Annotated in this window: 30 protein-coding genes and 1 tRNA gene; 13 read left to right on the top strand and 18 right to left on the bottom strand. The window is 56.3% G+C overall.

Going from position 1 to position 23,116, the window contains the following annotated elements; genetic code table 11:
• Positions 1-120 precede the first annotated feature (120 nt).
• Positions 121-423, bottom strand: coding sequence for a hypothetical protein (locus tag FHW68_RS03370; RefSeq protein ID WP_095631478.1), 303 nt, complete (start codon positions 421-423; stop codon positions 121-123).
• A gap of 374 nt (positions 424-797) precedes the next feature.
• On the opposite strand from FHW68_RS03370, the gene thrS reads away from it, so the two are divergent.
• The 9 genes from thrS to FHW68_RS03325 all read left to right on the top strand — a co-directional run bounded on the left by thrS (position 798) and on the right by FHW68_RS03325 (position 8,253).
• Positions 798-2,720 carry a threonine--tRNA ligase gene (thrS, locus tag FHW68_RS03365; protein WP_095631477.1) on the top strand — a complete coding sequence of 641 codons (1,923 nt, stop codon included), beginning with the start codon at positions 798-800 and terminating at the stop codon, positions 2,718-2,720.
• A complete protein-coding gene (infC, locus tag FHW68_RS03360; RefSeq protein WP_177409317.1) occupies positions 2,720-3,271 on the top strand; it encodes a translation initiation factor IF-3 in 552 nt (183 codons plus the stop codon). Before thrS ends, infC begins: the two co-directional genes overlap by 1 nt.
• 60 nt (positions 3,272-3,331) lie before the next feature.
• On the top strand, positions 3,332-3,526 hold the full coding sequence (rpmI, locus tag FHW68_RS03355; protein WP_002553160.1) for a 50S ribosomal protein L35: 195 nt from the start codon (positions 3,332-3,334) through the stop codon (positions 3,524-3,526).
• Between the two features lie 28 nt (positions 3,527-3,554).
• Positions 3,555-3,911 carry a 50S ribosomal protein L20 gene (gene rplT / locus FHW68_RS03350; RefSeq protein WP_007905879.1) on the top strand — a complete coding sequence of 119 codons (357 nt, stop codon included), beginning with the start codon at positions 3,555-3,557 and terminating at the stop codon, positions 3,909-3,911.
• Between the two features lie 109 nt (positions 3,912-4,020).
• Positions 4,021-5,037 (top strand): phenylalanine--tRNA ligase subunit alpha, encoded by a 1,017-nt coding sequence (pheS, locus tag FHW68_RS03345; RefSeq protein ID WP_095631475.1) that lies wholly within the window; start codon positions 4,021-4,023, stop codon positions 5,035-5,037.
• Positions 5,038-5,063: 26 nt separating this feature from the next.
• On the top strand, positions 5,064-7,445 hold the full coding sequence (pheT, locus tag FHW68_RS03340; RefSeq protein WP_183678787.1) for a phenylalanine--tRNA ligase subunit beta: 2,382 nt from the start codon (positions 5,064-5,066) through the stop codon (positions 7,443-7,445).
• 3 nt (positions 7,446-7,448) lie between these two features.
• Entirely contained in the window at positions 7,449-7,751 is a 303-nt protein-coding gene (ihfA, locus tag FHW68_RS03335; RefSeq protein ID WP_002553164.1) for an integration host factor subunit alpha, read from the top strand.
• Complete coding sequence (locus tag FHW68_RS03330) at positions 7,732-8,088, top strand: MerR family transcriptional regulator (protein WP_003179985.1); 357 nt, start codon at positions 7,732-7,734, stop codon at positions 8,086-8,088. Before ihfA ends, FHW68_RS03330 begins: the two co-directional genes overlap by 20 nt.
• A gap of 88 nt (positions 8,089-8,176) precedes the next feature.
• Positions 8,177-8,253 (top strand) — tRNA-Pro (locus FHW68_RS03325).
• A 69-nt stretch (positions 8,254-8,322) separates the two neighbouring features.
• On the opposite strand, the gene FHW68_RS03320 is transcribed toward FHW68_RS03325, so the two are convergent.
• The 5 genes from FHW68_RS03320 to FHW68_RS03305 all read right to left on the bottom strand — a co-directional run bounded on the left by FHW68_RS03320 (position 8,323) and on the right by FHW68_RS03305 (position 11,182).
• Positions 8,323-9,504 carry a tyrosine-type recombinase/integrase gene (locus tag FHW68_RS03320; RefSeq protein ID WP_260296356.1) on the bottom strand — a complete coding sequence of 394 codons (1,182 nt, stop codon included), beginning with the start codon at positions 9,502-9,504 and terminating at the stop codon, positions 8,323-8,325.
• A complete protein-coding gene (locus FHW68_RS27170) occupies positions 9,390-9,791 on the bottom strand; it encodes a hypothetical protein (RefSeq protein ID WP_260296348.1) in 402 nt (133 codons plus the stop codon). The genes FHW68_RS03320 and FHW68_RS27170 overlap by 115 nt, the downstream gene beginning before the upstream one ends.
• Before the next feature lie 36 nt (positions 9,792-9,827).
• The gene (locus tag FHW68_RS03315) at positions 9,828-10,292 is read right to left on the bottom strand and encodes a hypothetical protein (protein ID WP_183678784.1); all 465 of its coding nucleotides are present in this window, start codon (positions 10,290-10,292) and stop codon (positions 9,828-9,830) included.
• Positions 10,293-10,553: 261 nt separating this feature from the next.
• Entirely contained in the window at positions 10,554-10,871 is a 318-nt protein-coding gene (locus FHW68_RS03310) for a hypothetical protein (protein ID WP_183678782.1), read from the bottom strand.
• On the bottom strand, positions 10,868-11,182 hold the full coding sequence (locus FHW68_RS03305; protein WP_183678779.1) for a hypothetical protein: 315 nt from the start codon (positions 11,180-11,182) through the stop codon (positions 10,868-10,870). The genes FHW68_RS03310 and FHW68_RS03305 overlap by 4 nt, the downstream gene beginning before the upstream one ends.
• Before the next feature lie 412 nt (positions 11,183-11,594).
• On the opposite strand from FHW68_RS03305, the gene FHW68_RS03300 reads away from it, so the two are divergent.
• Positions 11,595-12,524 (top strand): hypothetical protein, encoded by a 930-nt coding sequence (locus FHW68_RS03300; RefSeq protein ID WP_183678777.1) that lies wholly within the window; start codon positions 11,595-11,597, stop codon positions 12,522-12,524.
• Here FHW68_RS03300 and FHW68_RS03295 read toward each other — a convergent pair.
• Positions 12,494-12,724 (bottom strand): DUF4406 domain-containing protein, encoded by a 231-nt coding sequence (locus FHW68_RS03295; RefSeq protein WP_183678775.1) that lies wholly within the window; start codon positions 12,722-12,724, stop codon positions 12,494-12,496. The two genes, FHW68_RS03300 and FHW68_RS03295, sit on opposite strands and share 31 nt — an antisense overlap.
• A gap of 98 nt (positions 12,725-12,822) precedes the next feature.
• On the opposite strand from FHW68_RS03295, the gene FHW68_RS03290 reads away from it, so the two are divergent.
• On the top strand, positions 12,823-13,083 hold the full coding sequence (locus tag FHW68_RS03290; protein WP_183678773.1) for a hypothetical protein: 261 nt from the start codon (positions 12,823-12,825) through the stop codon (positions 13,081-13,083).
• Positions 13,084-13,098: 15 nt separating this feature from the next.
• Here the strand turns inward: FHW68_RS03290 and FHW68_RS03285 are convergent, their stop codons facing one another.
• Complete coding sequence (locus tag FHW68_RS03285; protein ID WP_183678771.1) at positions 13,099-15,156, bottom strand: DNA cytosine methyltransferase; 2,058 nt, start codon at positions 15,154-15,156, stop codon at positions 13,099-13,101.
• 76 nt (positions 15,157-15,232) lie between these two features.
• Here FHW68_RS03285 and FHW68_RS03280 point away from each other — a divergent pair, with 76 nt between their 5' ends.
• Both FHW68_RS03280 and FHW68_RS03275 read left to right on the top strand, forming a co-directional pair.
• On the top strand, positions 15,233-15,928 hold the full coding sequence (locus tag FHW68_RS03280; RefSeq protein WP_183678769.1) for a hypothetical protein: 696 nt from the start codon (positions 15,233-15,235) through the stop codon (positions 15,926-15,928).
• A gap of 106 nt (positions 15,929-16,034) precedes the next feature.
• The gene (locus tag FHW68_RS03275; RefSeq protein WP_183678767.1) at positions 16,035-16,556 is read left to right on the top strand and encodes a hypothetical protein; all 522 of its coding nucleotides are present in this window, start codon (positions 16,035-16,037) and stop codon (positions 16,554-16,556) included.
• Between the two features lie 10 nt (positions 16,557-16,566).
• On the opposite strand, the gene FHW68_RS03270 is transcribed toward FHW68_RS03275, so the two are convergent.
• The 10 genes from FHW68_RS03270 to FHW68_RS03225 form a co-directional block, all read right to left on the bottom strand.
• A complete protein-coding gene (locus tag FHW68_RS03270) occupies positions 16,567-16,974 on the bottom strand; it encodes a hypothetical protein (RefSeq protein WP_183678765.1) in 408 nt (135 codons plus the stop codon).
• A 292-nt stretch (positions 16,975-17,266) separates the two neighbouring features.
• Positions 17,267-17,593 carry a hypothetical protein gene (locus FHW68_RS03265; protein WP_183678763.1) on the bottom strand — a complete coding sequence of 109 codons (327 nt, stop codon included), beginning with the start codon at positions 17,591-17,593 and terminating at the stop codon, positions 17,267-17,269.
• Between the two features lie 81 nt (positions 17,594-17,674).
• Positions 17,675-18,136 (bottom strand): hypothetical protein, encoded by a 462-nt coding sequence (locus FHW68_RS03260; protein ID WP_183678761.1) that lies wholly within the window; start codon positions 18,134-18,136, stop codon positions 17,675-17,677.
• Positions 18,133-18,375, bottom strand: coding sequence for a hypothetical protein (locus FHW68_RS03255; RefSeq protein WP_183678759.1), 243 nt, complete (start codon positions 18,373-18,375; stop codon positions 18,133-18,135). Before FHW68_RS03255 ends, FHW68_RS03260 begins: the two co-directional genes overlap by 4 nt.
• A complete protein-coding gene (locus tag FHW68_RS03250) occupies positions 18,372-20,015 on the bottom strand; it encodes a YqaJ viral recombinase family protein (RefSeq protein WP_183678756.1) in 1,644 nt (547 codons plus the stop codon). Before FHW68_RS03250 ends, FHW68_RS03255 begins: the two co-directional genes overlap by 4 nt.
• Entirely contained in the window at positions 20,012-20,869 is an 858-nt protein-coding gene (locus tag FHW68_RS03245; protein WP_260296347.1) for an ERF family protein, read from the bottom strand. Before FHW68_RS03245 ends, FHW68_RS03250 begins: the two co-directional genes overlap by 4 nt.
• Before the next feature lie 274 nt (positions 20,870-21,143).
• The gene (locus FHW68_RS03240) at positions 21,144-21,338 is read right to left on the bottom strand and encodes a hypothetical protein (protein WP_183678754.1); all 195 of its coding nucleotides are present in this window, start codon (positions 21,336-21,338) and stop codon (positions 21,144-21,146) included.
• Positions 21,338-21,523 (bottom strand): hypothetical protein, encoded by a 186-nt coding sequence (locus tag FHW68_RS03235; protein WP_183678752.1) that lies wholly within the window; start codon positions 21,521-21,523, stop codon positions 21,338-21,340. The genes FHW68_RS03240 and FHW68_RS03235 overlap by 1 nt, the downstream gene beginning before the upstream one ends.
• Positions 21,520-21,939, bottom strand: a complete 420-nt coding sequence (locus tag FHW68_RS03230; protein WP_183678750.1) for a hypothetical protein — start codon at positions 21,937-21,939, stop codon at positions 21,520-21,522. The genes FHW68_RS03235 and FHW68_RS03230 overlap by 4 nt, the downstream gene beginning before the upstream one ends.
• A gap of 387 nt (positions 21,940-22,326) precedes the next feature.
• Positions 22,327-23,085: a hypothetical protein gene (locus FHW68_RS03225; protein ID WP_183678748.1), complete on the bottom strand. Its 759-nt coding sequence runs from the start codon at positions 23,083-23,085 to the stop codon at positions 22,327-22,329.
• Positions 23,086-23,116: the final 31 nt, after the last annotated feature.

The raw sequence follows: 23,116 nt of genomic DNA, 5'->3' as shown, positions 1-23,116 counted from the left end.
AAGGCTTTCAGTCGAAAGTAAAGACAATAAAAAAAGCTGAAAAACCTTCATAAATCGTACGGAAAAGCTGAAATTCATCCTTTTTTATCAGCGCCAAGGCTGGTCAGAAGGATTTTTTTCTCACTTTTTTGCCGGCGCATTGGCCTTGCATTTGGCGATCTGACCCAGCGCCTTCTGTTGCAAATCCGGGCTGGCTTTGTTGTCCATCAAGGCCTGAATGTCGCTGGCCGGGTACGATTTGATGGCGTCGGCGCCACATGCACAATGTGACTTGGCGGCCGCTGCGCCGATCTGTTGAGAGGCCGCTTGGGTGCACTGAGCCATGTATTTCTCGCGCTCGCCCTTTGGCCAGTCGGCATGGGCAGCCAGCGGCAGCAGCAGGACGACGGGTGCGACGACGGCGAATAAACGATTCAGACGCATGCTGGGATGCTCCTTTTGGGTCAATGTCTTGTTATCTGAGGGGTAAAGCAGGGTTCAAGTTCAGCACTCTGGCATAAAAATGCCTGATTTGCCCTCGCATAAAACCTTGCCGCCGCCATGACCGTTCATCTGTGCTAGCATGCCTCGCTCGGGCGTTTGCAAGCTCCGGATGACCTTCAGTCCCGGCAGCGGCAGCGGCTCGAATAACCCTGATTTGAATCCCAGTCACTCTGGTTCGGTTTTCCGGTTGGCCGCAAGGCTCCTGCCGCTGTAAGGCAGGCGTTCTTCATTGAATGGCCTGGATCGGATCTTGTACTGGCTCATCCCAACCCACGTGACCTTTGGTAGGGGTCACCACTAGGAGAGGAGGCGCCATGCCAACTATTACTCTTCCCGACGGCAGTCAACGTTCATTCGATCACCCGGTTTCCGTAGCCGAGGTCGCCGCATCCATCGGTGCCGGTCTGGCCAAGGCCACCGTGGCCGGCAAGGTCAATGGCAAGCTGGTCGACGCCAGCGACATCATCGACAGCGATTCCTCGCTGCAAATCATTACGCCAAAGGATGAAGAGGGGCTGGAGATCATTCGCCACTCTTGTGCCCACCTGGTCGGTCATGCGGTCAAGCAGCTGTACCCGACTGCGAAGATGGTCATCGGTCCGGTCATCGACGAAGGCTTCTATTACGACATCGCCTTCGAGCGTCCTTTCACGCCGGACGACCTGGCTGCGATCGAACAGCGCATGCAGCAGTTGATCGAAAAAGATTACGACGTGATCAAAAAAGTCACTCCGCGCGCCGAAGTGATCGAAGTGTTCAAGGCCCGGGGCGAAGACTACAAACTGCGCCTGGTCGAGGACATGCCGAACGAGCAGGCCATGGGCCTGTACTATCACGAAGAATACGTCGACATGTGCCGCGGTCCGCACGTGCCGAACACGCGCTTCCTGAAATCCTTCAAGTTGACCAAGCTGTCTGGCGCCTACTGGCGCGGCGATGCCAAGAACGAGCAATTGCAGCGCGTTTATGGCACCGCATGGGCGGACAAGAAGCAACTGGCGGCTTACATCCAGCGCATCGAAGAAGCTGAAAAGCGCGATCACCGCAAGATCGGCAAGCGTCTGGGCCTGTTCCACACCCAGGAAGAGTCGCCGGGCATGGTGTTCTGGCATCCGAACGGCTGGACTCTGTACCAGGTGCTCGAGCAATACATGCGCAAGGTTCAGCGCGACAACGGTTATCTGGAGATCAAGACTCCGCAAGTCGTTGACCGCAGCCTGTGGGAGAAATCCGGGCACTGGGCCAACTACGCCGACAACATGTTTACCACGCAGTCGGAAAATCGCGATTACGCCATCAAGCCGATGAACTGCCCGTGCCACGTGCAGGTGTTCAATCAGGGCCTGAAAAGCTACCGCGAGCTGCCGATGCGTCTGGCCGAGTTCGGTGCCTGCCACCGTAACGAGCCGTCGGGTGCGCTGCACGGCATCATGCGCGTTCGCGCCTTCACTCAGGACGATGCTCACATCTTCTGTACTGAAGAGCAGATGCAGGCCGAATCCGCTGCGTTCATCAAGCTGACCATGGACGTTTATGCTGACTTCGGCTTCAAAGACGTCGAGATGAAGCTGTCCACTCGTCCGGAAAAACGCGTCGGTTCCGACGAGCTGTGGGATCGCGCCGAAGCTGCACTGGCTGCCGCCCTTGATAGCGCTGGCTTGCCGTACGATCTGCAGCCGGGCGAGGGGGCGTTCTACGGTCCGAAGATCGAGTTCTCGCTGAAAGATTGCCTCGGCCGTGTCTGGCAATGTGGTACCCTTCAGCTCGATTTCAACCTGCCTGTCCGTCTGGGAGCCGAATACGTCTCCGAAGACAACAGTCGCAAGCACCCGGTAATGTTGCACCGGGCGATCCTGGGCTCCTTCGAACGTTTCGTCGGAATCCTGATCGAGCACTACGAGGGAGCATTCCCCGCGTGGCTGGCTCCGACCCAGGCAGTGATCATGAATATCACTGATAAACAGGCCGATTTTGCCGCTCAGGTCGAAAAAACTCTCAATGAAAGCGGATTTCGTGCCAAGTCTGACTTGAGAAATGAAAAGATCGGCTTTAAAATCCGCGAGCATACTTTGCTCAAGGTTCCTTATCTCTTGGTTATCGGAGATCGGGAAGTCGAGATGCAGACTGTCGCTGTGCGTACTCGTGAAGGTGCTGACCTGGGCTCGATGCCCGTCGCCCAGTTCGCTGAGTTTCTCGCGCAAGCGGTTTCCCGGCGTGGTCGCCCAGATTCGGAGTAATTATTATTAAGCGTGAAATGAGACAAGATAAACGAGCTGCACCGAAAGCCCCGATCAACGAGAATATCTCGGCACGCGAGGTTCGGTTAATTGGAGCTGAAGGTGAACAGCTTGGGATTGTGTCAATTGAAGACGCGCTTCTTAAGGCTGAAGAGGCCAAACTGGATTTGGTGGAAATTTCCGCCGATGCAGTACCCCCTGTTTGCAAACTGATGGACTACGGCAAATCGATCTTCGAGAAGAAGAAGCAGATTGCCGCGGCCAAGAAAAACCAGAAGCAGATTCAGGTTAAAGAAATCAAGTTTCGTCCAGGGACGGAGGAAGGGGATTACCAGGTAAAACTGCGCAACCTGGTACGTTTCCTGAGTGATGGGGACAGGGCCAAGGTATCCTTGCGATTCCGCGGCCGTGAGATGGCCCACCAGGAGCTGGGGATGGAACTCCTCAAGCGAGTTGAAACTGACTTGCTCGAGTACGGTTCGGTCGAACAGCATCCTAAGATGGAAGGACGCCAGCTGATCATGGTCATCGCCCCGAAAAAGAAGAAGTAATCAATAGGGCACGGCAGGCCTTCTGATTATGTTTATCAACTGAATGCGGAGTATCCGAACATGCCAAAAATGAAAACTAAAAGTGGTGCTGCTAAGCGGTTTTTGAAAACTGCTAACGGTATCAAGCACAAGCACGCTTTCAAGAGCCACATCCTGACTAAAATGTCGACCAAGCGTAAGCGTCAGCTGCGCGGTAGCAGCTTGCTGCATCCGTCTGACGTGGCAAAAGTCGAGCGCATGCTGCGCCTTCGTTAATTTTAGTCAAGAATAGAGGAAGTAACTCATGGCTCGTGTAAAGCGTGGCGTCATTGCCCGTAAACGTCACAAAAAAATTCTGAAACTTGCTAAAGGCTACTACGGCGCTCGCTCGCGCGTATTCCGTGTTGCCAAGCAAGCGGTAATCAAGGCAGGCCAATACGCCTACCGTGACCGTCGTCAGAAAAAACGTCAGTTCCGCGCTCTGTGGATCGCTCGTATCAACGCTGGTGCACGTATCAACGGTCTGTCCTACAGCCGTTTCATCGCCGGCCTGAAAAAAGCGTCCATCGAGATCGACCGTAAGGTTCTGGCTGATCTGGCAGTGAACGAAAAAGCGGCGTTTGCTGCGATTGTCGAGAAAGCTAAAGCCACCTTGGCTTAAGTACCCCCGACAGTCACCCGGCCTCACCTCTGTGGGGTCAGGTGTTAAACGTCATAAATAGGGGAAGAGCCTTCAAGCTCTTCCCCTATTTTGTATCTGGAGTCTGTACATGGAAAACCTGGATGCGCTCGTCTCTCAAGCACTAGAGGCTGTGCAAAGCGCTGAAGATATCAATGCCCTGGAGCAAATCCGGGTTCACTACCTTGGCAAAAAGGGCGAATTGACTCAGGTGATGAAGACCCTGGGGAATTTGCCGGCAGAAGAGCGCCCGCAAGTCGGCGCGCTGATCAACGTTGCCAAGGAGCGTGTCACAGAGGTTCTCAATGCGCGCAAGGCACTGTTTGAAGAGGCCGACCTGGCCGCCAAACTGTCTGCCGAGTCCATTGACGTGACCCTGCCTGGCCGCGGTCAGACCTCCGGTGGTCTGCATCCGGTTACTCGCACTCTGGAACGTATCGAACAGTTCTTCACCCGCATCGGCTACGGCATTGCCGAAGGCCCTGAGGTTGAAGACGACTATCACAACTTCGAAGCGCTCAACATCCCAGGCCATCACCCGGCCCGGTCGATGCATGACACCTTCTATTTCAATGCCAACATGTTGCTGCGCACTCATACCTCGCCGGTACAAGTCCGCACCATGGAATCGAAACAGCCGCCGATCCGCATCGTCTGCCCAGGCCGTGTGTACCGTAGCGACTCCGATATCACTCACTCCCCGATGTTCCACCAGGTCGAAGGCCTGCTGGTCGACCGCGATATCAACTTCGCCGACCTGAAAGGCACCATCGAAGAGTTCCTGCGCGTGTTCTTCGAAAAAGAACTGGCCGTGCGTTTCCGTCCTTCGTACTTCCCGTTCACCGAGCCCTCCGCCGAAGTCGACATGGAATGCGTGATGTGCAGCGGTAAAGGCTGCCGCGTCTGCAAACAGACGGGTTGGCTGGAAGTGATGGGCTGCGGCATGGTTCACCCGAACGTGCTGCGTATGTCCGGGATCGACCCGGAAGAGTTTTCGGGCTTTGCCTTCGGCATGGGCGTTGAGCGTCTGGCCATGCTGCGTTACGGCGTGAACGACTTGCGTCTGTTCTTCGACAACGACTTGCGGTTCCTCGCGCAATTTCGCTAGTCGTAACGAATTCTTAGGAGAGCAGGATGAAATTCAGTGAACAATGGCTGCGTGGCTGGGTAAGCCCGCAGGTAAGTCGCGACGAGCTGGTTGCCCGTCTGTCGATGGCCGGTCTTGAGGTCGATAGCGTTACGCCGGCCGCCGGTGAATTCAGTGGCGTGGTGGTTGGCGAGGTGCTGAGCACCGAGCAGCACCCGGATGCTGACAAGTTGCGTGTTTGCCAGGTCAGCAATGGCTCGGAAACTTTCCAGGTCGTGTGCGGTGCGCCAAACGTGCGTCCGGGTCTGAAGATCCCGTTTGCCATGATAGGTGCCGAACTGCCAGGCGATTTCAAAATCAAGAAGGCCAAGCTGCGTGGCGTTGAATCCAACGGCATGCTGTGCTCCCAGGCCGAGCTGCAAATCGGCGAAGGCAATGATGGCCTGATGGAATTGCCGGTCGATGCGCCGGTCGGTCAGGACATTCGTGAGTACCTGAGCCTGGACGATGCCAGTATCGAGGTCGATCTGACCCCGAACCGCGGTGACTGCCTGTCCCTGGCCGGTCTGGCCCGCGAAGTCGGCGCACTTTATGCTGCCCAGGTCGTGCGCCCGGTGATTGCCAGCGTTCCGGCCGTGCATGATGAAGTACGTCCGATTGAAGTACTGGCACCGGCCGCGTGCCCGCGTTATCTGGGACGCGTGATCCGTAACGTTGATCTGTCCAAGCCTACGCCGCTGTGGATGGTCGAGCGTCTGCGTCGTGCCGATGTGCGCAGCATCGACGCCGCCGTCGACATCACCAACTACGTGATGCTGGAATTGGGTCAGCCGCTGCACGCGTTCGATCTCGCCGAAATCAATGGCGGCATCCGCGTACGTATGGCCGAAGAAGGCGAGAAACTGGTTCTGCTTGATGGTCAGGAAGTCAGCCTGCGTAGCGATACGCTGGTGATTGCAGACCACACCCGTGCCTTGGCTATCGCCGGCGTCATGGGCGGCGAGCACAGCGGCGTCAACACCGCGACCACTCGCGATATTTTCCTGGAAAGCGCGTTCTTCGACCAAATTGCCGTCGCTGGCAAGGCGCGTTCCTACGGCCTGCACACCGATGCCTCGCACCGTTACGAGCGTGGCGTGGACTGGAAACTGGCCCGTGAAGCCATGGAGCGGGCCACGGGGCTGCTGCTGGACATCACCGGCGGCGAAGCTGGCCCGATCATCGAAACCGTCAGCGAGCAGCACCTGCCGTCGATCGCGCCGATCACCCTGCGTGCCCAGCGCATCACCCAGATGCTGGGCATGGAAATGGATTCGGCCGAAGTCGAGCGTCTGCTCAGCGCTTTGGGCCTGACCATTACCGCCGATGGGGCAGGGCAGTGGCGCGTAGAAGTGCCAAGCTTCCGTTTCGATATCAGCCTGGAAGTCGATCTGATCGAAGAACTGGCCCGTCTGTACGGTTACAACCGTCTGCCGGTTCGCTACCCGCAAGCCCGTCTGGCACCACAAGCCAAGGCTGAAGCGCGCAGCGATCTGCCTGAACTGCGTCGTCTGCTGGTGGCCCGTGGTTACCAGGAAGCGATCACCTACAGCTTCATCGATCCGAAACAATTCGAGCTGTTTAATCCGGGTGTCGAACCGCTGCTGCTGGCCAACCCGATTTCCAACGACATGGCGGCCATGCGTTCTTCCTTGTGGCCTGGTCTGGTCAAGGCGCTTCAGCACAACCTGAACCGTCAACAGGATCGCGTCCGTCTGTTCGAAAGCGGCCTGCGCTTCGTCGGTCAGCTGGAAGGCCTGAAGCAAGAGCCGATGTTGGCCGGTGTGGTATGTGGTAGCCGTCTGCCGGAAGGTTGGGCACAAGGTCGCGATGTCGTGGATTTCTTCGACGTCAAAGCCGATGTGGAAGCGGTACTGGGCTTCGCCGGCGCACTGGACTCGTTCACTTTTGTACCGGGCAAACACCCGGCATTGCACCCGGGTCAAACCGCACGCATCGAACGTGAAGGCCGTTTGGCAGGTTTCGTTGGCGCGATTCACCCTGAATTGTCGAAAACCCTCGGTCTCGACCGTCCGGTCTTCGTATTCGAGCTGGTTCTGGCCGAAGTGGCGCTAGGTAAAATGCCTGAATTCCAGGAGTTATCGCGCTTTCCCGAAGTGCGTCGTGACCTGGCGCTGCTGGCGGACAAAGACGTTGCGGCCACCGCCGTACTGGACGTAATCCGTGAAAATGCAGGTGAATGGCTGACAGACCTCAGGCTATTTGACGTGTATCAGGGTAAAGGCATTGATCCGCATAGAAAAAGCCTTGCAGTTGGCTTGACCTGGCAGCATCCATCGCGCACTCTTAATGACGATGAGGTGAATACCACGACGCAAAACATCCTCACCTCGCTCGAACAAAGGTTGAACGCCACGTTAAGGAAGTGACGTATGGGGGCTTTGACGAAAGCTGAGATGGCGGAACGTCTGTATGAAGAGCTGGGCCTGAACAAGCGGGAGGCCAAGGAATTGGTCGAACTGTTTTTTGAAGAAATCAGGCACGCTCTTGAAGACAACGAACAAGTCAAATTGTCCGGTTTCGGCAATTTCGACCTTCGGGACAAACGCCAGCGGCCTGGCCGCAATCCGAAAACGGGAGAAGAAATCCCGATCACGGCTCGCCGTGTGGTCACCTTTCGTCCAGGGCAGAAGTTGAAGGCCCGAGTTGAGGCTTATGCTGGAACCAAGTCATAACGACGAACTACCCGTCATCCCGGGCAAACGCTACTTCACCATTGGTGAAGTCAGCGAGCTATGTGCCGTAAAACCGCACGTGCTGCGCTACTGGGAGCAGGAGTTTCCTCAACTCAACCCCGTCAAACGCCGCGGAAACCGCCGGTATTATCAGCGCCAGGACGTGCTGATGATCCGGCAGATCCGCGCGCTTCTTTACGATCAGGGGTTTACCATCGGCGGCGCACGCTTGCGTTTGTCCGGCGATGAAGCCAAAGACGACACCACCCAATACAAACAAATGATCCGCCAGATGATCGCCGAGCTTGAAGATGTGCTGGTGGTGCTCAAGAAATAAATTCCTGCTTTAAATACTTTCAGTTTTCAAAAGCTTGCGATATATTCTTGAGCGTTCCTCGAGATGAGGGACAGATTCAACGCCTAGTCGGGGCGTAGCGCAGTCCGGTAGCGCACTAGCATGGGGTGCTAGGGGTCGAGTGTTCGAATCACTCCGTCCCGACCATATAATTCAGTAACTTAGCCGAACTCTAGCCAGTTCGGCTTTTTTACGCGTAGGGACTTTTGCGGGGGATCATCCCGTTTTCCTCCTCAAGATGGTCAGTGCCGGTCCTCGCGAATCGGTGGCTGACACTTTGTTTGCCGCGTCAATCAAATGCCCAAGCTCTGCGGTAGAATAGTGGCTCGTAATGCTACCGTTCTTGTGACCAAGTAATGCCTTTCGATCTTCTTCAGTAATGCCCGCAGCACGCAGCCTTCTGCCAAAGGTGTGCTTCAGGTCATGAACCCTGATCGAGCGGAATCCAGGGTGCGCTGGCGACTTATGCTCCTTTTCCCACTTCGCCGCCGCTCGTATCCTGGCCTTCTTCCAGGCTGTGTCATTCATCCGGTGAATCGCTGTCGGCCCAAACTGATCTGGTTGCCCATACGGGAAAACCAAATCGGGATGCAGGCCGCGCTGACCGTCAATCACTGACATCGCTACCCTGTTCAGCACCACCAGCCTTTCATCGCCGTTCTTCACTCCCGCCTTCTCATGCCGACCGCCAAACCCTGGCGGAATCAGAAACACGCTCGTTTCCAGCTCCGGCACCCGTATCTCCCATTCCCACCGCAATTTGCAAACTTCCTGCTCCCGGCATCCCGTGTTCACTTTGTAGAGGGCCATCCTCAACAGGTGATCAGGGATTTCAGCAAAGAGCATGGACTGTTCTTCCCAAGACAATGGATAGGGCTTCCTGCTCGAGCGCTTTTCTTCCAGCATCGAGATCATCGGCACGCTATCAAGCCACGGCCGCTTTTCTGCGTCTCGCCACTTCCTGTGGCAAAGGTTCAATATCCTGACGACTCGTTGCAGGGCGATGTTCACCGTCCTGTTCGAAACACCAGGCTTCACCTTCCCGGTCGCCGTGTTGGTTGGCTTTTGCCGATCCCGCTTGAAGGCGGAAAGCGTCCCGTCATCAATGTGCGTGATCGGCAAGTCGCCGATGTACGGATCCAACTGCTCAATGTGGGAAGCGGACAGGGCGATTGACGGCTGATCCTTGAACTCGACCAGAAACTTGGTGGCGGCCTCGCGCCAAGTCCGCACCTGGCGCACGCCGTAAACCTGTTCCTGCCTGAGCTTTTCCAAGCGATGAATCAGGTACTGCTCCGCTTCTTCCCTCTCACTTGCTCCAGTGCTTTCTTGAAGTCGCTGACCTCGGACGACTTTGTCGATGTGCCAAATGCCGTTCCTCTCATAGAGGCCGGACATGGTTTTTCGCGCCATTTATTAACTCCTTGGCGCCCACTGCGGGGCTGATTGTTGTCCTGATTGGCCGCTTTTTCAATTGCCATGGACTCGATGTAGGCATCTGCCCACTGGTCGAGCTCGATTCGGTCGAAGCCGATGCCCTGTTTCCCGATCGGGAATTCGCGGACATTGGGCCGGACCGTTTTGTTGAATTCATCCCGGCACATGCCGAGATAGCCGTAAGCCTCGCCGGCGCGAATGAAACGCGGGAGGATGGGCGCGACCTGGGCCGCGCTTCGATTTGACATAGATTTCTCCATGCCGCGCGTGGCGGCAGAAGGTGGTTATTGCGTGGCTTTGGCGATCACAGCTTCTGCGTGCGCAAGGTCCGCGTGGTACTTGCCGAGCTGCGCGGCGCCGAGTTTGGCCAGGCCGACAAGATTGGTGAGGCTCTCCAGCAACTCTTCCTTGGTGGCAGCCTCGTCCCGACCGATATCCCAGAAACGCTGGCCCCAGTGACCGGCCGGTGGCGGATTCCGGTTCTGTGCGCCGAATGCAATGGCTCCGACAATCGAGTCGCACAGGTCGCGCTGGTAAGCGTTGTCGCCGTCGATGCTCAGGCCTTGGCGGCGAAGGGCGTCAAGGGCGTTGTTCAAGTTCGACTCAGGCGATGGCAGCACCAGGTCAAAGTTTTTTTTGCCGGGACGGCAGGCCACCACTAGCAGCTCGCAATCAAGCGGGAGGAGCTGCGCCATATCCGAGATCGCTTCAATGTCGGCTTCGCGGAACACTTTCCTTTCTTCGGACATACGAATTCCTCGCCCGCCGTTCACCGGCAGGCTGGTAGGTGGGAGAGGGGTTACTTCCGGCGTTGGAATTCAGTGCAGCGGACGATCATGGTCTGAGCGTCCCGGGCGAGCGCCGGCATGGTGCTGAAGGGAAGGTGACTGCAATTGCGGTGGGCGTGGACACAGGTACGACACATGCCGCCTTTCGGTTGGTGAGTCATCACCGCGGCCCCTTGTAGCAGTACACGTAGGCGAACCAGGCGATGGCGCAAACAGGAATGATCATGGCGCCACCTTCAGGCCGGCGGCTTCGATGGCTTTTGCGCAGGCATGCCGCATGCCTTTGGCTGCGTGATAGGCGTCCATGAAGCTGTCGTCTATCGCGTCCACGGGTGCCTCTGGCTCTGGGTAGGGCGGCGGCAGCTCAACCACCACCGCCGCGCGGGATTCATTCCAGAAGTGCCAGTAGGTGTCGACCGAGCCGTCGGCATAACCGTCACCAGACCGGCCCAGGCACTCCACGCGTATCTCGACCTCAAGGAACCCGCTTTCTTTCATGCGGGCAATGACAGCGGCTTCGAACTGTTCGCGCAGGCTCATGGCGTCACCTCGCGGCGCGCCCATTGCACATACGGGCCGTCATCAGTATCGAAAATCCCGAGCAGGAACCAGTCGTACTCCGGCGGCGTTTCCGGCTCCCAACCGAGGCAGTTACAGGCTTCATCATTCCAGTAAGGATGGGCTTCTAAATCGGAATCCATGTGCCACCCGATCACCTTCAGGCCCTGGGCTCCGAGCCACGCCTTCCACGCTTCGGCGTCTTCATCGAAATCCGGGATGTCGGGGTGATACCAGTACCCGCTTTCGTCACGCACGACTTCGACGGGGCCAATCAACTTTTCTTCAGGCATGACTGTTCCTTTGCCGCTATAGCGGCTGACTTTGACTTGAACGTAAAAAATCCAATCAGATGGTGTGGGACGGTGAATTTGCCCAGCTGCGCTAAGAGTTTCTGGGTACTGAGGCTATAAACCGACTGCTAACTACGTGCGGTTTTGAATGAATGACTGACGCTAAATGAATCTAATAACGAGTCTTTGTTGGGTTTGATGGTTTCGCTCGTAAGTTATCGACAGGCGGTTAGGGGGGCAGGATGAAATAGGGTTATTGCTGGTCTATACCAATAACACGACCCATGCTTTGAAGTTAATTGCAGCATGCAGTTTGATCCTTGGTCTGAACTTTACACAGGGTGTTGATTTTATTCGTGAATTTAATGTGTAACTGCTAAAACAATCTGTTGAGCAAAAAAGGGGATGATTCATGGGAAGAAAACTTCATGCCGGTCTCATGGCGTTGTGTTTAGGTGGAGCCAGCTATTCATACGCATGTGGTGATGCTGAGTACGAGTCATGTTGGCGAGTCGACCTAGGACCTTTCGGTGAGGCCAGAGATTGTAAGTGTTTGCCAAAAGTCTCCGGGCCTATAGGGCAAGCCGGAAATGAAATTAGAGATGCTATTGATAATGTCGCCAACGAGCTTAGGGCGACGCCTGATGCTGTAAAAGACTGTATCGCAGATATTTCAAGATGCACAATAAATGTGTTGGCTGCGCCGTTGGCCATACCCGTCCAAGCGTATATCACTGCTCTTTATAAGCAATCTGACGGTAAGGTTAAACCCTTTTCTCCAGAGTTCATTTCCATGGTGCAACCTTATTATGGGGTTGATTTGAACGGTCTAACGTATGCGGATGATATCAATACCGGTCATGGTATGACTGTTTCGTATTGTGATCGGATATTCTTTGTTGGTCATGGGAATGTATGGCAAGACAAAAGTGAGCTTCATCATGCGCTGCACGAACTTGAGCATTCAGTCCAGTGTAAAAGACGTGGATCGCAAGCATATCTATCTGAGTATGTTCTTAAGGCCGGTTTGGATGTCGTAAGAAGCGGCAGATTTAATGTGCATGATGTTCATGATTATGAAGTGGCCGCAGAGAACAAAGCCAATCAACTCACGGACATGCTTTGGGCTAAGATAGAAGCGGCAAGAGCTTTCGCAGCAGGCGGTAACGCAGGCCCACTACCTGTACCTCCTCCTTTCAATCCCACTGCTCCACCTTCTTCTCTCGTTAAACACTGTGATACCCCTTATGGGACGTGCGGTATTCCTCCTACGATGGGTTTTATAGGAGCTCGTTGTTTCTGTAACTCTGCTTACGGGCAGATTTTAGGATTAGCTCGCTGAGAATCTAGGCGTTCAGCGTTCAGCAGTGCTTCGAAGCGAGCGCCCTTTGAATGCTCCCAGTCCGGGAGCGTGGCCACGGTGTCGCAGTCCATCAGGGCGGCGAGGTCGCGGCGCATGCAGTCGTTCCAGGAACCACCGTCAGGGTTGAACTCGGCGGGGTTGGTGACGACATGGCCAGCGGCGCGCAGATTGGCGGTCATTGCGGCGAAGGCGGGGAAGCCGGGTCATGCCCGGGCGGTGGAAGGGTTGATTTAGGAGGGATCAGCTTCAGTTGATAGATGATTTAAAAGAGGTGCGTATGAGCATCGCTGTCTGCGTTGTTTGTGGTGATACCGCCGAGAAAGCCTATCGAATAGGCAGTTTCGATGAGTTTAAATGTCCGAACTGTGGCTACTACTCAGTCAATGGACAGTTGATTGAGGAAATGGAGGCAGCAAATCAGGTCTTTGATACCGAGCGCACTCAGCAATATTTGATGATCCACTCGCGGCCGGGCCAGGTGCCTGCGATTACGCGTGACGAGACCACAAAGCATCAACTAATTGTGGAGAGCACGTGAAAAAGGTGGGGTTTATTAGGCTGCCTCTTGCTGTTGCGCAGCGTGTTTCCACGGATCGTTGGCGCGCGCTAGTGCAGCCATCGGCGGAGGGCTGACGCTGTTCCCGCACATGTGGACCTGTTGGGTTTTGGTAAACGGCTTACCGTCGGCACCGTGACTGATGATGTAGTCGGCGGGGAAACCCTGAGCCTTGTACAGTTCGACCGGTTGCAGCATCCGCAGGCAGATATCGACGATCACGTATGGCGTCCCCTTGATGGTGACGGTTACCAAGCCCAGACGATCTTTGGTGGTGATCGTCGGGGCAGGTTCGTCGGCTCCGCTCACATTCTCGGTGCCGTAGTAGCTGATCAGGAATGCCGCGACCCGCAGCGCACCGGCTTCGACCTCTGGCGAGAGCTGGAACTCGACCAGCGAGCTCTTGCCGCCACCACCAGCGGTGATGGTCGGTGCCGGTTCGTCCATGGCCTGGCCGACGCTGGCGCCGAATTGGCGCTCCATGAAGGCCGTGACCAGTCCGTGGTGAGTGCCGCCGGCGCTGATGGTGTGCAGCGGATCATTGGTGTCCCGTGCATCGCAGTTGCCACGCAGGTGTACCAGGTTCGCCGTCACCAGCTGCTGCTGGCTGCCGGTATTGGTCACCGTGGTCATCGGGTCGTCGATGCTCTTGGCGTCGGTGGTGTTGAAGCCGCCGTTCATCTGAGCCATGAACACCGTCGAGATGCCCATTGCGTGGGCTGCGCCGGCCGGGCGCTGGTAGTTGCCGCCGCTGGTGATGGTTGGCAGGGGCTCGTTGAGTGCCTTGCCTTCATCCGCAAACCGGAACTTCACCAAGTGCGCCGCGGCGAGCGCATGCTTAACACCGCCGGCGACTACTGTACCCAGCGGCTGATCCAGTCCAGGCGCGCGCGGATGTTGACCGACACGCTCGCCATATCCGGTTTGGATCAGGGTCGGACTGATCATCATCAATTCTACGCGGTTGGCGCTTGTGACTGTCGGCAGTGGCTCAGCGGGATCGTTTACGCGATCACTGCCCTGATGCGTGGCTGGCGCGATGATCGGACTGGCCATGGCAAACGAACCACCGCGTGGCCAAGACGTCACGGTCCGCAGCGGATCCTGTGCTGACTGCACGCTTTCACCGGACCAGTTCGCGATCGGCACGATGAACGGGTCAGCGGCATCGATGACGAACTTCTTCATGCCCTTGGCGATCCGGCGCAGGGTGGCCGGTGCCAGAGGCTTCGGTCGGTCGAAAATGCTTTTGCTCGGGATGGTCCAGTCGATGCACTCGGCGGCGGTGCGCCACTTCTGCTGACCCTTTATTGGGTGCTTGGCATGGGTTGGCGCTGGCCAGACAACCGGCTCACCGTCACAGCGGGCAATCATGAATAGGCGTTCCCGGCTGGTCGGCGCGCCAAAGTCGCAGGCCTTGAGCACTCGCCATTCGACGACATAACCCAGGTGCTTCAGCTCAGAGACGAATGTGGCCCAGGTCTGGCCGCGCCGTTTCGGGTCAGGCACCAGGAACTGTTGGTGGACCGGGACCACCTCGCCTGGCTCGGCGATGCCACCGCCCAACTTCACGACGCGGCCGGTGGCTTTGCAGCGCTTGGCAATCAGCGGCCCCCATTGGAGTATCTGTTTAACATTCTCGAGGCTGATGACGCGGGGCTTCTTCTTGCCAGCCCACTTCAGGCCGATCCACGACAGGTTGCGAATCTCACGCTTGCGCGGCTGTCCGCCGGCGGCCTGGCTGTGGTGCGTGCAGTCCGGCGACATGTGGAACCAGCCAACGGCCTTACCCCCGCACTCGGTATCCGGATCACCCTCGAACACATCGGTGGTGTAGTGCACAGCGCCCGGGTGGTTGACGGTGTGCATGCTGATCGCCTGAGGGCTGTGGTTCTTTGCAACATTTACCGCGCGGCCCAGGCCCATCTCCAAGCCGGTACCGGCGCCGCCACCACCACAGAAGAAGTCGACAACGATCTCATCGTCCTGAGTGCTGAAGCCAAGTCCGTATTGAGTTTTGAAATCGAAGGGGTGTTTCTTCTGTTGTGCGGACATAGGGGATCCTCGCCGGCTGGCGTTATTCGTAGAAGTGGGGTATTTGTGTTATGCAAATAAATTTGGAGTGGCGTGGATGAGTATCGGAAAAAACAACCGGCTATATCTAGCCATTGGAGCAAGTGTCGGATTCGGTATTGCTATATCGCTTGGTATAACACTCCTTCTGATAAGCAAATTTTCCGGAGCTGAATTTACTGCGTTTGTAATTTCATTTGCAGTTTTGGCTATTGCTGTTGGGTTTGCTCCTGAACTTCAAGAGATTTCCATAGCGGGTAATGTAGTCAAGCTAAAGGAAGTCAAAGCTGATGCGCTTAAAGCTATTGAGAGCCTAACAAAATCTAGAGTTGAAACACTGAGGGTTCTTCTTCGGTTGATCGTACGGTCAGAGAATGGTCCAACAACCATCGAATTGATCGATCCTAGGATTCCGGAATTTTGGCGTGTGATTGATCTTGCCGAAGAGTACGATTGTGTTGAACAAGTTAAGAAAGAGATTTTGATCGGAGTTCCCATTTTGCTCGTAGCTCAAATGGAGATCATTTCGTTGCGCAGTCATAATAGAGCTATTAATGCTGCGAAGTTTGCAAAGGAAGTATTAGAGCCCCAAGAACTTATTGTTCTTGCTTACGATAAGAGTTCGATACAGTCGGCGACTCAAAATTTTCAAAAATCACCGTATGATAAGCTTAAGTTAGAGCTAAAGACTTCGCTTTCTGAATATTCACGACTTTATCAACTAAAAGAAAAGTTGGAAACTGAGAGCAATTGAAAGTTTTTAGGTTGCAAATAGCCTGAATTAGCCAGGAGTGGTGGCAATTTGGTTTGGAGTGGGGTATTTGTGTTGGGCCAGGCATGGAGCCGGATGGAGATATTTTTTGGCTGAAATGAATTTGAAAGATGTACGCGGTTTCTGGAGAGATCTTGCAGCTCCTGCGTACCTTGAATTTTGGCGGACCTATCAGGCTGACGAGCCGCTAAGCCGTGCTCATTTCTCATTGATTTATCGACGTCTGATGAGCGCTGCTTTGTTGATTAACCATCAAGCCGACAAGGTAGCAACAAGGGATAAAGCGTCCTCGGGCTTTGATTTCATCAGCATGGTGGAGAAGCTTGATTCCGATATCGGAGCATCGCTTCACGCCTGCCGCTTATTAGTCAATGATGCAAAGCACAACGCTAAACGCCCTCAATCAGCTGCAGAGCGTTTGCGCCGTGATGGATATGACACCAAAGGAGATGGCGGTCTGCTCGAGATCAATCTCACAATGCCAAATGAGGACGTCTATGACATGTGCATAGTCGTTGGAAAGGCATTCAATTTTTGGTGTGATTATTTTGATGGACATACCGTGATCAATTTCAATCAACCCCATGTTGAACCGCCGTCGTCAAAATAAATTACGGCAGTCAGGCCCGGCGAACCTTGAAGAAGCACATGGCCTTGGCGCTATCGAGACAATCTTCCAGGCGCTTGAAGGCTTGGTATTTGGCCTGGCTTCTGGTCGCCGCCCAGACGTTTTCGACGTAGCGTCTGGCGTCTCCGATATCATGCGTTACGTCGAACCAGTCGTAGTTCTTGACGGTCATGACCTGCCATTCCTTCAACGGGAGAGTCTCGGCCATCTCACCGTACTGCATTTCATGGGTCGGGTGGTAATTGCTGATCCGCTTCTTCGAGTCTTCGTCCAGCACCACGCCGATGTAGTGGCCGCGATCGGCCAGGATGACGCCGGGCTTCCCGTAGGCGATAACACGACAGCCGATTTCGGCGGGTACCTGATAGTGCTGCCGGACGTGTGCGCAGTTGTGGCTCATGGTGATTTCCAGTCAGACGCCGCCCCTCGTGATCGGTGGTGGCAATTTGGTTTGGGTTGGGCTATTACTTCGATTCACCGAACCCGTGGAGGCGGCGAATGGAAATTGCAGAGTGCTGCAAACAATCGATGGCGTCATACGATTACGCCGATGATCCAGGCCTTTTAGTCGAGACTCAGAGGCGGAATCCGATCGGCCAAGAAATCATTTTCTTCAACTGCACGGCGTGCGGTACGCAGTGGAAGCGCTTGGTCGAGACGTTCGAAGGAGGTGCCCTAGTCTGGGTTAAGCTTCAGCCATCGTCTTGAATGCTGCGATGGGCTTCACGCATGCAGGTGTTATCTAACTGCCGCGACATATTTTCACTAATGCGGAATTTGTGTCGCGGCATCGTGGCGTAACGCGCGGACTCTTCGGCTGGCGCTTTGGCGAGGTTGATCAGTAAGGTCGATACCGTCTCCTGCCATTCCTCGAAAGCGTGACGCTCGCCCAGTACCTGGAGTGCATCAGCAAGCGCCCTCGACACAATCAGCGTGCGCTTCTCGGCGCCGATCCGATCCAGCAGAGCCTTCTCTTTGGCGCGCTTGTCCTTCTGAATGTCCGCGTTGCTCTTGGCCATGGCCTGTCTCTTCAATTCCGTGGGCCGGTAGATCCAGCCATGTCTGTCGTCGGCGCTGGCGCACCTGGTTGCTGAGGCGTCTCACGCTGCTACCTTCACCTGATGCCAGGCGCCGGCGGCGTAGAACAGCTTCGCAGCCTGAGCCTCATCAAGCGTTACCTCCGCGGGAACTGCGATCCATCCAGACGCAACCAGGTGATTCAGGTTGCAGCTATTTCGCAGCTCCAGGTAGTAATGCTCGATGGCATCCGTCAGGCGCTCCACTTTGTAGATACCCTCCGGCGATATCTCCACCGACTTGACGTATTCGACGCCGCGCTCGTCTCGACACATGGCGCTGAGGTAGATCGTCCAGTGGTACGCGAAGTCGAAGATGGCGTTGGCAATCGCCAAACTCCGGATCTGCCGACAGCTTTTCCAGTTCGCCATGATCTGCGCGCCGCTCGGATCGATGTTTACGACCGCGACGTGGTTGGTTCGGAGCAGCGCCCGACAGCTGCGTTCAGCGCGGGCGAAGCCGTTGTTGGGCTTCCGCTTGCTCATAATGCCTCCGCGAGTTTCCGCAGCGCCTTGCGCTCAGCCACGGAAATGGCGGGGCGCCGGCGCTTGAGGACGGTGCCGGGATCGATCTTCGCTGAGCTCTCCGCTGGTGGTGGATTGATCTGAGCGGGCTCCGATCTGGAGAAGCGCCCGCCCGCGGCGAGGTGCTGTTCGACCTGACTGGAAAGCTCCAGCGCTTTCTCGCGCCGGAACTCGATGTCGTATTTAAGGTTGCTGATCATGCGGCCACCTTTACCAGCCTCACGCCGGCCATGCTGAACTGGGCGCCCTGGTCCGCGACAAGTGCGTCGAGCGCTGTCCAGTCCACTGTGAGCATCGAGATTGGGGCTTGGCCATAGGCCACAGACTTGATCAATGCGTCGAGATCGTAAACCTCAGCCTGCATCGCTACCGGTAGGCTGGATTGCACCGCAACTGGCTTCGAGGCTGCCTGAACGATTGGAGCTGCCTTCGCCGGTGCAGGTGTCACAACGGGAGGAGGTTCAGCAATGGTCGCGGCAAGCGCTTTCGCCTTCGCTTCGTCTTCGATCCGCTGCAACTCCTCGTTCCGAATCCGAAGGCGTTGGGCTTCGGCTTTCTCTTCTTCGGCTTTCTTGTGTTCCGAAATCCGAACCTTGATCAGCGCCACCAGGTCATCGTTCGCCTTCAGCACAAGCTGCTGGACGTCGTTGAACAGGAAGACGTAATCGGCAGCCAGCTCGACCAAGCTGGCGAGATTTGCGCGGATGCTATCACCGACCTGGCTGGAGGCTATCTTCGCGCGGGCCAGTTCCGAATCGGCGGCATCGCGCAGACTGCTGATGGACTTCTTGCCCTTGATGGCGCCAGCGAAATCCGCGGGCACGGCCGGCATGCGAGCTTTGCCACCTAGTGAGTTGTTGATCTGGTCGATGTGCACCTGCAGCGCCTTCGCCGCACTCATGACGATATCTTCACGGATGCTGACCTTGCGGGCTTTGACCAGTTTGTCGAGCATCAGGCGTTTGTTGCGTGCTTCGGCGCTGATCTCGTCGATAGTGCGGAAAAGCGCGTCGATGCTTTCTGTCTGACTCAGCGCATGCTGCTTGGCCGCGGCTAGGCGCTCTTCAACATCGCCACACCATTTGACGGTTTTCTCGGCGTCCGCGAAGTGCTGGTCGGTTTCCAGTTCAGTGTTGATCGAGTCAAAGACCGCGAGCGAGTGAGCCTTGAACTGCTCCAGGTTACTGGCGGTAACCATGCCGGTGACTTCGATGCGAAGCGCTGGCAGGCTGCCCGGTGTCTTGCCGACAGCTTCCGGCACGACCTCGACCGGCGTGAAATCGAGCAAGTCGGCCTGGAACTGTTTCCATCCTGCAACGAGTGTCGCGGCACGACCAGGCACCGGTGTGTATTCCATCGACACGAAATGGTCTTCTGTCCCATCGGAGCAAACGAAGATCACTTTCTCGGCGCCACTCACCAGCAGTTGCTGTTCGAGCTGCCAGTAGTAGTGCGGGTCCAGATTGCCGGCCAGTACGTCGGCGGCGAGCTGCTCGTTCCACATTTTGTGTTCAAACAGTGTTTCGCCGAGCATGGTGCAGCCGTCGAGTGAGGCGAGCAGGTCGCCGTCGGTGCCGACGACGGGAAAAAGATCTTCGCCGATCCGCGCTTCCAGAATTGGCCGAGCCAGGGCTTCAGCTTCATGGCCTTTGTCGAACAAGTATTTTTGCACCCACCACGATACGTCGCGGTCGAGGCCGGTCTTTTTGGCGCTGAGCAACTCGGTGCGCTTCATCTGTTTCGAGGCGCCCATCATGGCCGGTGCCTCGGAGGCAGTGAAGTAGTTGGCGCGGAGCGCATGCCAAGCTTCGGTACCTTGGATTACTGAATGAATTTTCAAGATGCGTCTCCTTCTTGTGATGGCGCGATGATTGCGAGGATGGTTTTTTTCTGGTGCTCGGTTAGAGATGCCTTAAGCCCGAGCATCACGACGATGTGTTCAGCTGTTTTTTGCCCGCTCAGAATCATGGCGACCCACTTTGGGAAGTTCTCGGTGAACTTTTCGGGTGGATACGGGGGAAGGGATTCAGGCTCCGGTGGTAAAACCTCAGCAGGAGGAGCCCCCGAATTCCCGTCATCGTCGTCATCGGTCGTGGTGACGTTGAAAATCATCTGGGTCAGGTATCTCCGGCCGTAGCTGATCGTCGAGCCGTTCGCCTGCACACCGGTTTTGTTTGTCTTGCCGCCAGAGCCTGCGGCGTCGATCGGAAGGTCAAGCTGATAAAGCTTCGTATGGCCGCCGGTGTGCATGCATTCACAGGTGACGCGAAGGTGACCAGGCAGACGAGAATCGGCGGTGCCGAAGGACAGGGAAAAACCTTCCTTGGTGAAGATCGGGCTGATCGCTCGGTCGATATCTTCGAGTCTGGCGTAGGTGCTGGCGGTGTGTTTGTTGAGCGCGTTGCGCGTCACCGGCTTGATTCGCTTCTGCGCGCTGACCATTGCGACGCTGAATGCCGCCGAAGCCTGTCGGTCAACGTGGCGCTCGTGCATCTGCATCAGCCGCTCCATGTTGCCGACATCGACATTCGGATTGGCGGCGACCTGGATGATTACGGACATGATGCTGGCAGCGTCGTTAGATTGAGCTGCAACCTCGGTTACGACATTGGGTGATCGGCGCTGATCGATTGTTGTGACCACGCTCGACTCGACACCCTCCACAATTTGGCTGGGTTTGCGCTCTGCGGACATACGGGCTCCTTGCCGCGATGTACGCAGCGTTGAAAGGTTGGGTTATTGGGTTACGCGATCAGCGAGAGCGCTGAGCAACATCAGGAAGGCGAGGACGGTGATAGCGGGGAACGAGCCGCGCCAGATCAGCAGGCGCCGCGCCCGCTGGCGGCTGGTCACTGGAAGAACCTGTGAGCGACTTGCGGTGGTTGGCAGACGCCGGATGCGTCTCGGATGACGTTGTAGGCCAGCATCACCACAAGCAGGCCGGCAGTGAGCAGCCAGAAGACGGGCTTCATGGCCGAACCCTCACCGCGATCCGGCCGCCCTTCATCGTCGCGGCTAGGCGCTGCGGAAGATTCGCCACGCGCATTTCCCGCGGCTTACCGATGACTTCATTGAAGGGGAGGCCGAAGCCCAGCAAGATCAATTTCGATTCGATCTCGCCGAGCTGCTCGTCAATCAGCGTTTTGACTGGTGATGTCGTCATCATGCCTCCTTGCGCTGCTGGCAAATGTTTCGCAGCCGTTTGCAGTAGTGGTTGAACTCGTCGATGGTGATTGCGCCGTCGGTGAAGAGGCGGGTGATCAGCCCCTGTACCAGCAGGCTGATGTCTTCGCCGGAAGGCGCGGCTACTCCATCAAGGGCTTGGTCGATCAAGATGTGAGGGCTCACAGCTCGTTGTCCTCTGCTTGGGCGATCAAAGCTTCATCAGCCAGCGGCTCAAGCAGGCCCTCGGCAATTTCGCCAAGCTTGCCCAGCGGATGGTCGCTGTTGCCAAGCAGCTCGGTCACGGCGGGCTTGTCAGCGCTCCCCATCGCCGCCCTGATCAGCAACCAGCCCAGTGCTGGGGTATGCACGTCGCTATCGGCAAGGCGGTTGTTCACATACTCATCCACTGCCAGGGCGAATTCATCAGCGGTCACGCCTTGCGGAGCGTGCATGCGGCGTTGGAACGATACGCTGCAACCGCGAAGAAGTTCTTCGGCTGCGTTGTAAAGCCATTCGGACCGAGCGTCATCATGCGGGCTATGACTCACTGGAGGCGGCTTGCGGTGGTGTTTAGGCAGAGAACTATGCGTGGTGTTCATGATCGCCTCCAGATCGGCGAGGTGGATTAGGGCGAGGGCCGCCCTGCATCCTTTTTAAATATATTGACCGCGGGGTATTCGGCGCGATCCATCGGGAGTGTCGGAAGGAAAGGGATGCCGGTTACGCTGTCCGGCTCCAGCGTTGACGTCGCGATGAACGACCTGGCCAACTGGACGATGGTGATGCAGGTGGGCGGTTATAGGCCGCAGTTTCGTCCGCATCGGGGTGTGATCTGTCTCGTCCAGTTGAGCCGGCGCCATCACTGACCCGTAACCCATTTCATCTACCCTCGAGCTGGAGCAGCTACTTACCTGGCAGATCGCACCCCGATGCGCTCTCATAGAGAGGATCGGGCAGTTAACGACAGGCTGTCGGGGCGCTGGTTGTCAGTCGTAAATTCCGTAGCTGAATTCGTCTTCTTCGCAGTCCACCAGAATCTTGGAAGCGCCGAAGTAGAGTGCAGCCAGAAGCTTCTCGAACTTCGTTCTGAATCGCAGGGTCTGGCCAATCTTCTCGTTGTCGATTTTGGCGGCGTAGACGGTGCCGACTTCGCGACCTTTTTCGTCACGATCCGTGCCGCGCTTACTGAATGAGATATGGATGGCGTTATCCAGGCTGTACTCGTCACGCTCGCGGCTGCTGTAGAGCGACGAGTCGTCCCTCGGCTTTTTGTCGAAGTAGATATGCATGCCCCCGTAGTCGGAGTCTTGGAAACGGATATCCGGATGCTCCCAGCGCTCCTCGGCAGCGCTTTCCTTATGATCCTCGATGAAAGCGTCCATGAGGTCTCGGAGACTGATCACATCCGGCATCTGATCCTTGGTTAAAACTTCGTCAATTGCCACCTGCGCGCGGCGGACCATGTCCGCCTCTACGCCGCTGGTTTCCCACTTATCTTTCAGCGCCTTGGCGATCATGTCGTTGTAGCGCGTCAATTCGAAAACAGTGGTCAGGTTGGCTGGTAACGCCGCTTTGATTGCCTCCTCAACCTGCTTGCCAACGTCGCCATAGCGACCGAAGCAGCTATCGATCACCTTGGTGAACATGATTTTCACATGCTCGTCGATGATGGCTGCCGGCTGATCACTTGCGGCAAATGCAGTTACTCGCTCGGCCAGCAGCGCTTGAAGTGTTTGCTCGCTCATTTGGTGCTCCGTGCTTGTCGGTTGATTTCCC

It is taken from the genome of Pseudomonas sp. Tn43 (assembly GCF_014192635.1).
In the GTDB taxonomy this organism is placed as follows: Bacteria; Pseudomonadota; Gammaproteobacteria; order Pseudomonadales; family Pseudomonadaceae; genus Aquipseudomonas.
The sequence above is the reverse complement of the archived record's forward strand: the minus strand, read 5'-3'. Positions and strand labels throughout refer to the sequence as shown.

Bases quoted from the DNA above. Each gene is read 5' to 3' on its own strand.
- thrS (WP_095631477.1), top strand. From the start codon at position 798: ATGCCAACTATTACTCTTCCCGACGGCAGTCAACGTTCATTCGATCAC.
- FHW68_RS03330 (WP_003179985.1), top strand. From the start codon at position 7,732: ATGCTGGAACCAAGTCATAACGACGAACTACCCGTCATCCCGGGCAAA.
- FHW68_RS03300 (WP_183678777.1), top strand. From the start codon at position 11,595: ATGGGAAGAAAACTTCATGCCGGTCTCATGGCGTTGTGTTTAGGTGGA.
- FHW68_RS03295 (WP_183678775.1), bottom strand. From the start codon at position 12,724: ATGACCGCCAATCTGCGCGCCGCTGGCCATGTCGTCACCAACCCCGCC.
- FHW68_RS03370 (WP_095631478.1), bottom strand. From the start codon at position 423: ATGCGTCTGAATCGTTTATTCGCCGTCGTCGCACCCGTCGTCCTGCTG.
- FHW68_RS03260 (WP_183678761.1), bottom strand. From the start codon at position 18,136: ATGAGCAAGCGGAAGCCCAACAACGGCTTCGCCCGCGCTGAACGCAGC.
- rpmI (WP_002553160.1), top strand. From the start codon at position 3,332: ATGCCAAAAATGAAAACTAAAAGTGGTGCTGCTAAGCGGTTTTTGAAA.
- FHW68_RS27170 (WP_260296348.1), bottom strand. From the start codon at position 9,791: ATGTCAAATCGAAGCGCGGCCCAGGTCGCGCCCATCCTCCCGCGTTTC.
- ihfA (WP_002553164.1), top strand. From the start codon at position 7,449: ATGGGGGCTTTGACGAAAGCTGAGATGGCGGAACGTCTGTATGAAGAG.
- FHW68_RS03280 (WP_183678769.1), top strand. From the start codon at position 15,233: ATGAGTATCGGAAAAAACAACCGGCTATATCTAGCCATTGGAGCAAGT.
- FHW68_RS03240 (WP_183678754.1), bottom strand. From the start codon at position 21,338: ATGACGACATCACCAGTCAAAACGCTGATTGACGAGCAGCTCGGCGAG.
- FHW68_RS03285 (WP_183678771.1), bottom strand. From the start codon at position 15,156: ATGTCCGCACAACAGAAGAAACACCCCTTCGATTTCAAAACTCAATAC.
- FHW68_RS03265 (WP_183678763.1), bottom strand. From the start codon at position 17,593: ATGGCCAAGAGCAACGCGGACATTCAGAAGGACAAGCGCGCCAAAGAG.
- FHW68_RS03310 (WP_183678782.1), bottom strand. From the start codon at position 10,871: ATGAGCCTGCGCGAACAGTTCGAAGCCGCTGTCATTGCCCGCATGAAA.
- FHW68_RS03315 (WP_183678784.1), bottom strand. From the start codon at position 10,292: ATGTCCGAAGAAAGGAAAGTGTTCCGCGAAGCCGACATTGAAGCGATC.
- FHW68_RS03255 (WP_183678759.1), bottom strand. From the start codon at position 18,375: ATGATCAGCAACCTTAAATACGACATCGAGTTCCGGCGCGAGAAAGCG.
- FHW68_RS03290 (WP_183678773.1), top strand. From the start codon at position 12,823: ATGAGCATCGCTGTCTGCGTTGTTTGTGGTGATACCGCCGAGAAAGCC.
- FHW68_RS03225 (WP_183678748.1), bottom strand. From the start codon at position 23,085: ATGAGCGAGCAAACACTTCAAGCGCTGCTGGCCGAGCGAGTAACTGCA.
- pheT (WP_183678787.1), top strand. From the start codon at position 5,064: ATGAAATTCAGTGAACAATGGCTGCGTGGCTGGGTAAGCCCGCAGGTA.
- FHW68_RS03230 (WP_183678750.1), bottom strand. From the start codon at position 21,939: ATGAACACCACGCATAGTTCTCTGCCTAAACACCACCGCAAGCCGCCT.
- FHW68_RS03270 (WP_183678765.1), bottom strand. From the start codon at position 16,974: ATGAGCCACAACTGCGCACACGTCCGGCAGCACTATCAGGTACCCGCC.
- FHW68_RS03305 (WP_183678779.1), bottom strand. From the start codon at position 11,182: ATGCCTGAAGAAAAGTTGATTGGCCCCGTCGAAGTCGTGCGTGACGAA.
- rplT (WP_007905879.1), top strand. From the start codon at position 3,555: ATGGCTCGTGTAAAGCGTGGCGTCATTGCCCGTAAACGTCACAAAAAA.
- FHW68_RS03245 (WP_260296347.1), bottom strand. From the start codon at position 20,869: ATGTCCGCAGAGCGCAAACCCAGCCAAATTGTGGAGGGTGTCGAGTCG.
- FHW68_RS03320 (WP_260296356.1), bottom strand. From the start codon at position 9,504: ATGTCCGGCCTCTATGAGAGGAACGGCATTTGGCACATCGACAAAGTC.
- pheS (WP_095631475.1), top strand. From the start codon at position 4,021: ATGGAAAACCTGGATGCGCTCGTCTCTCAAGCACTAGAGGCTGTGCAA.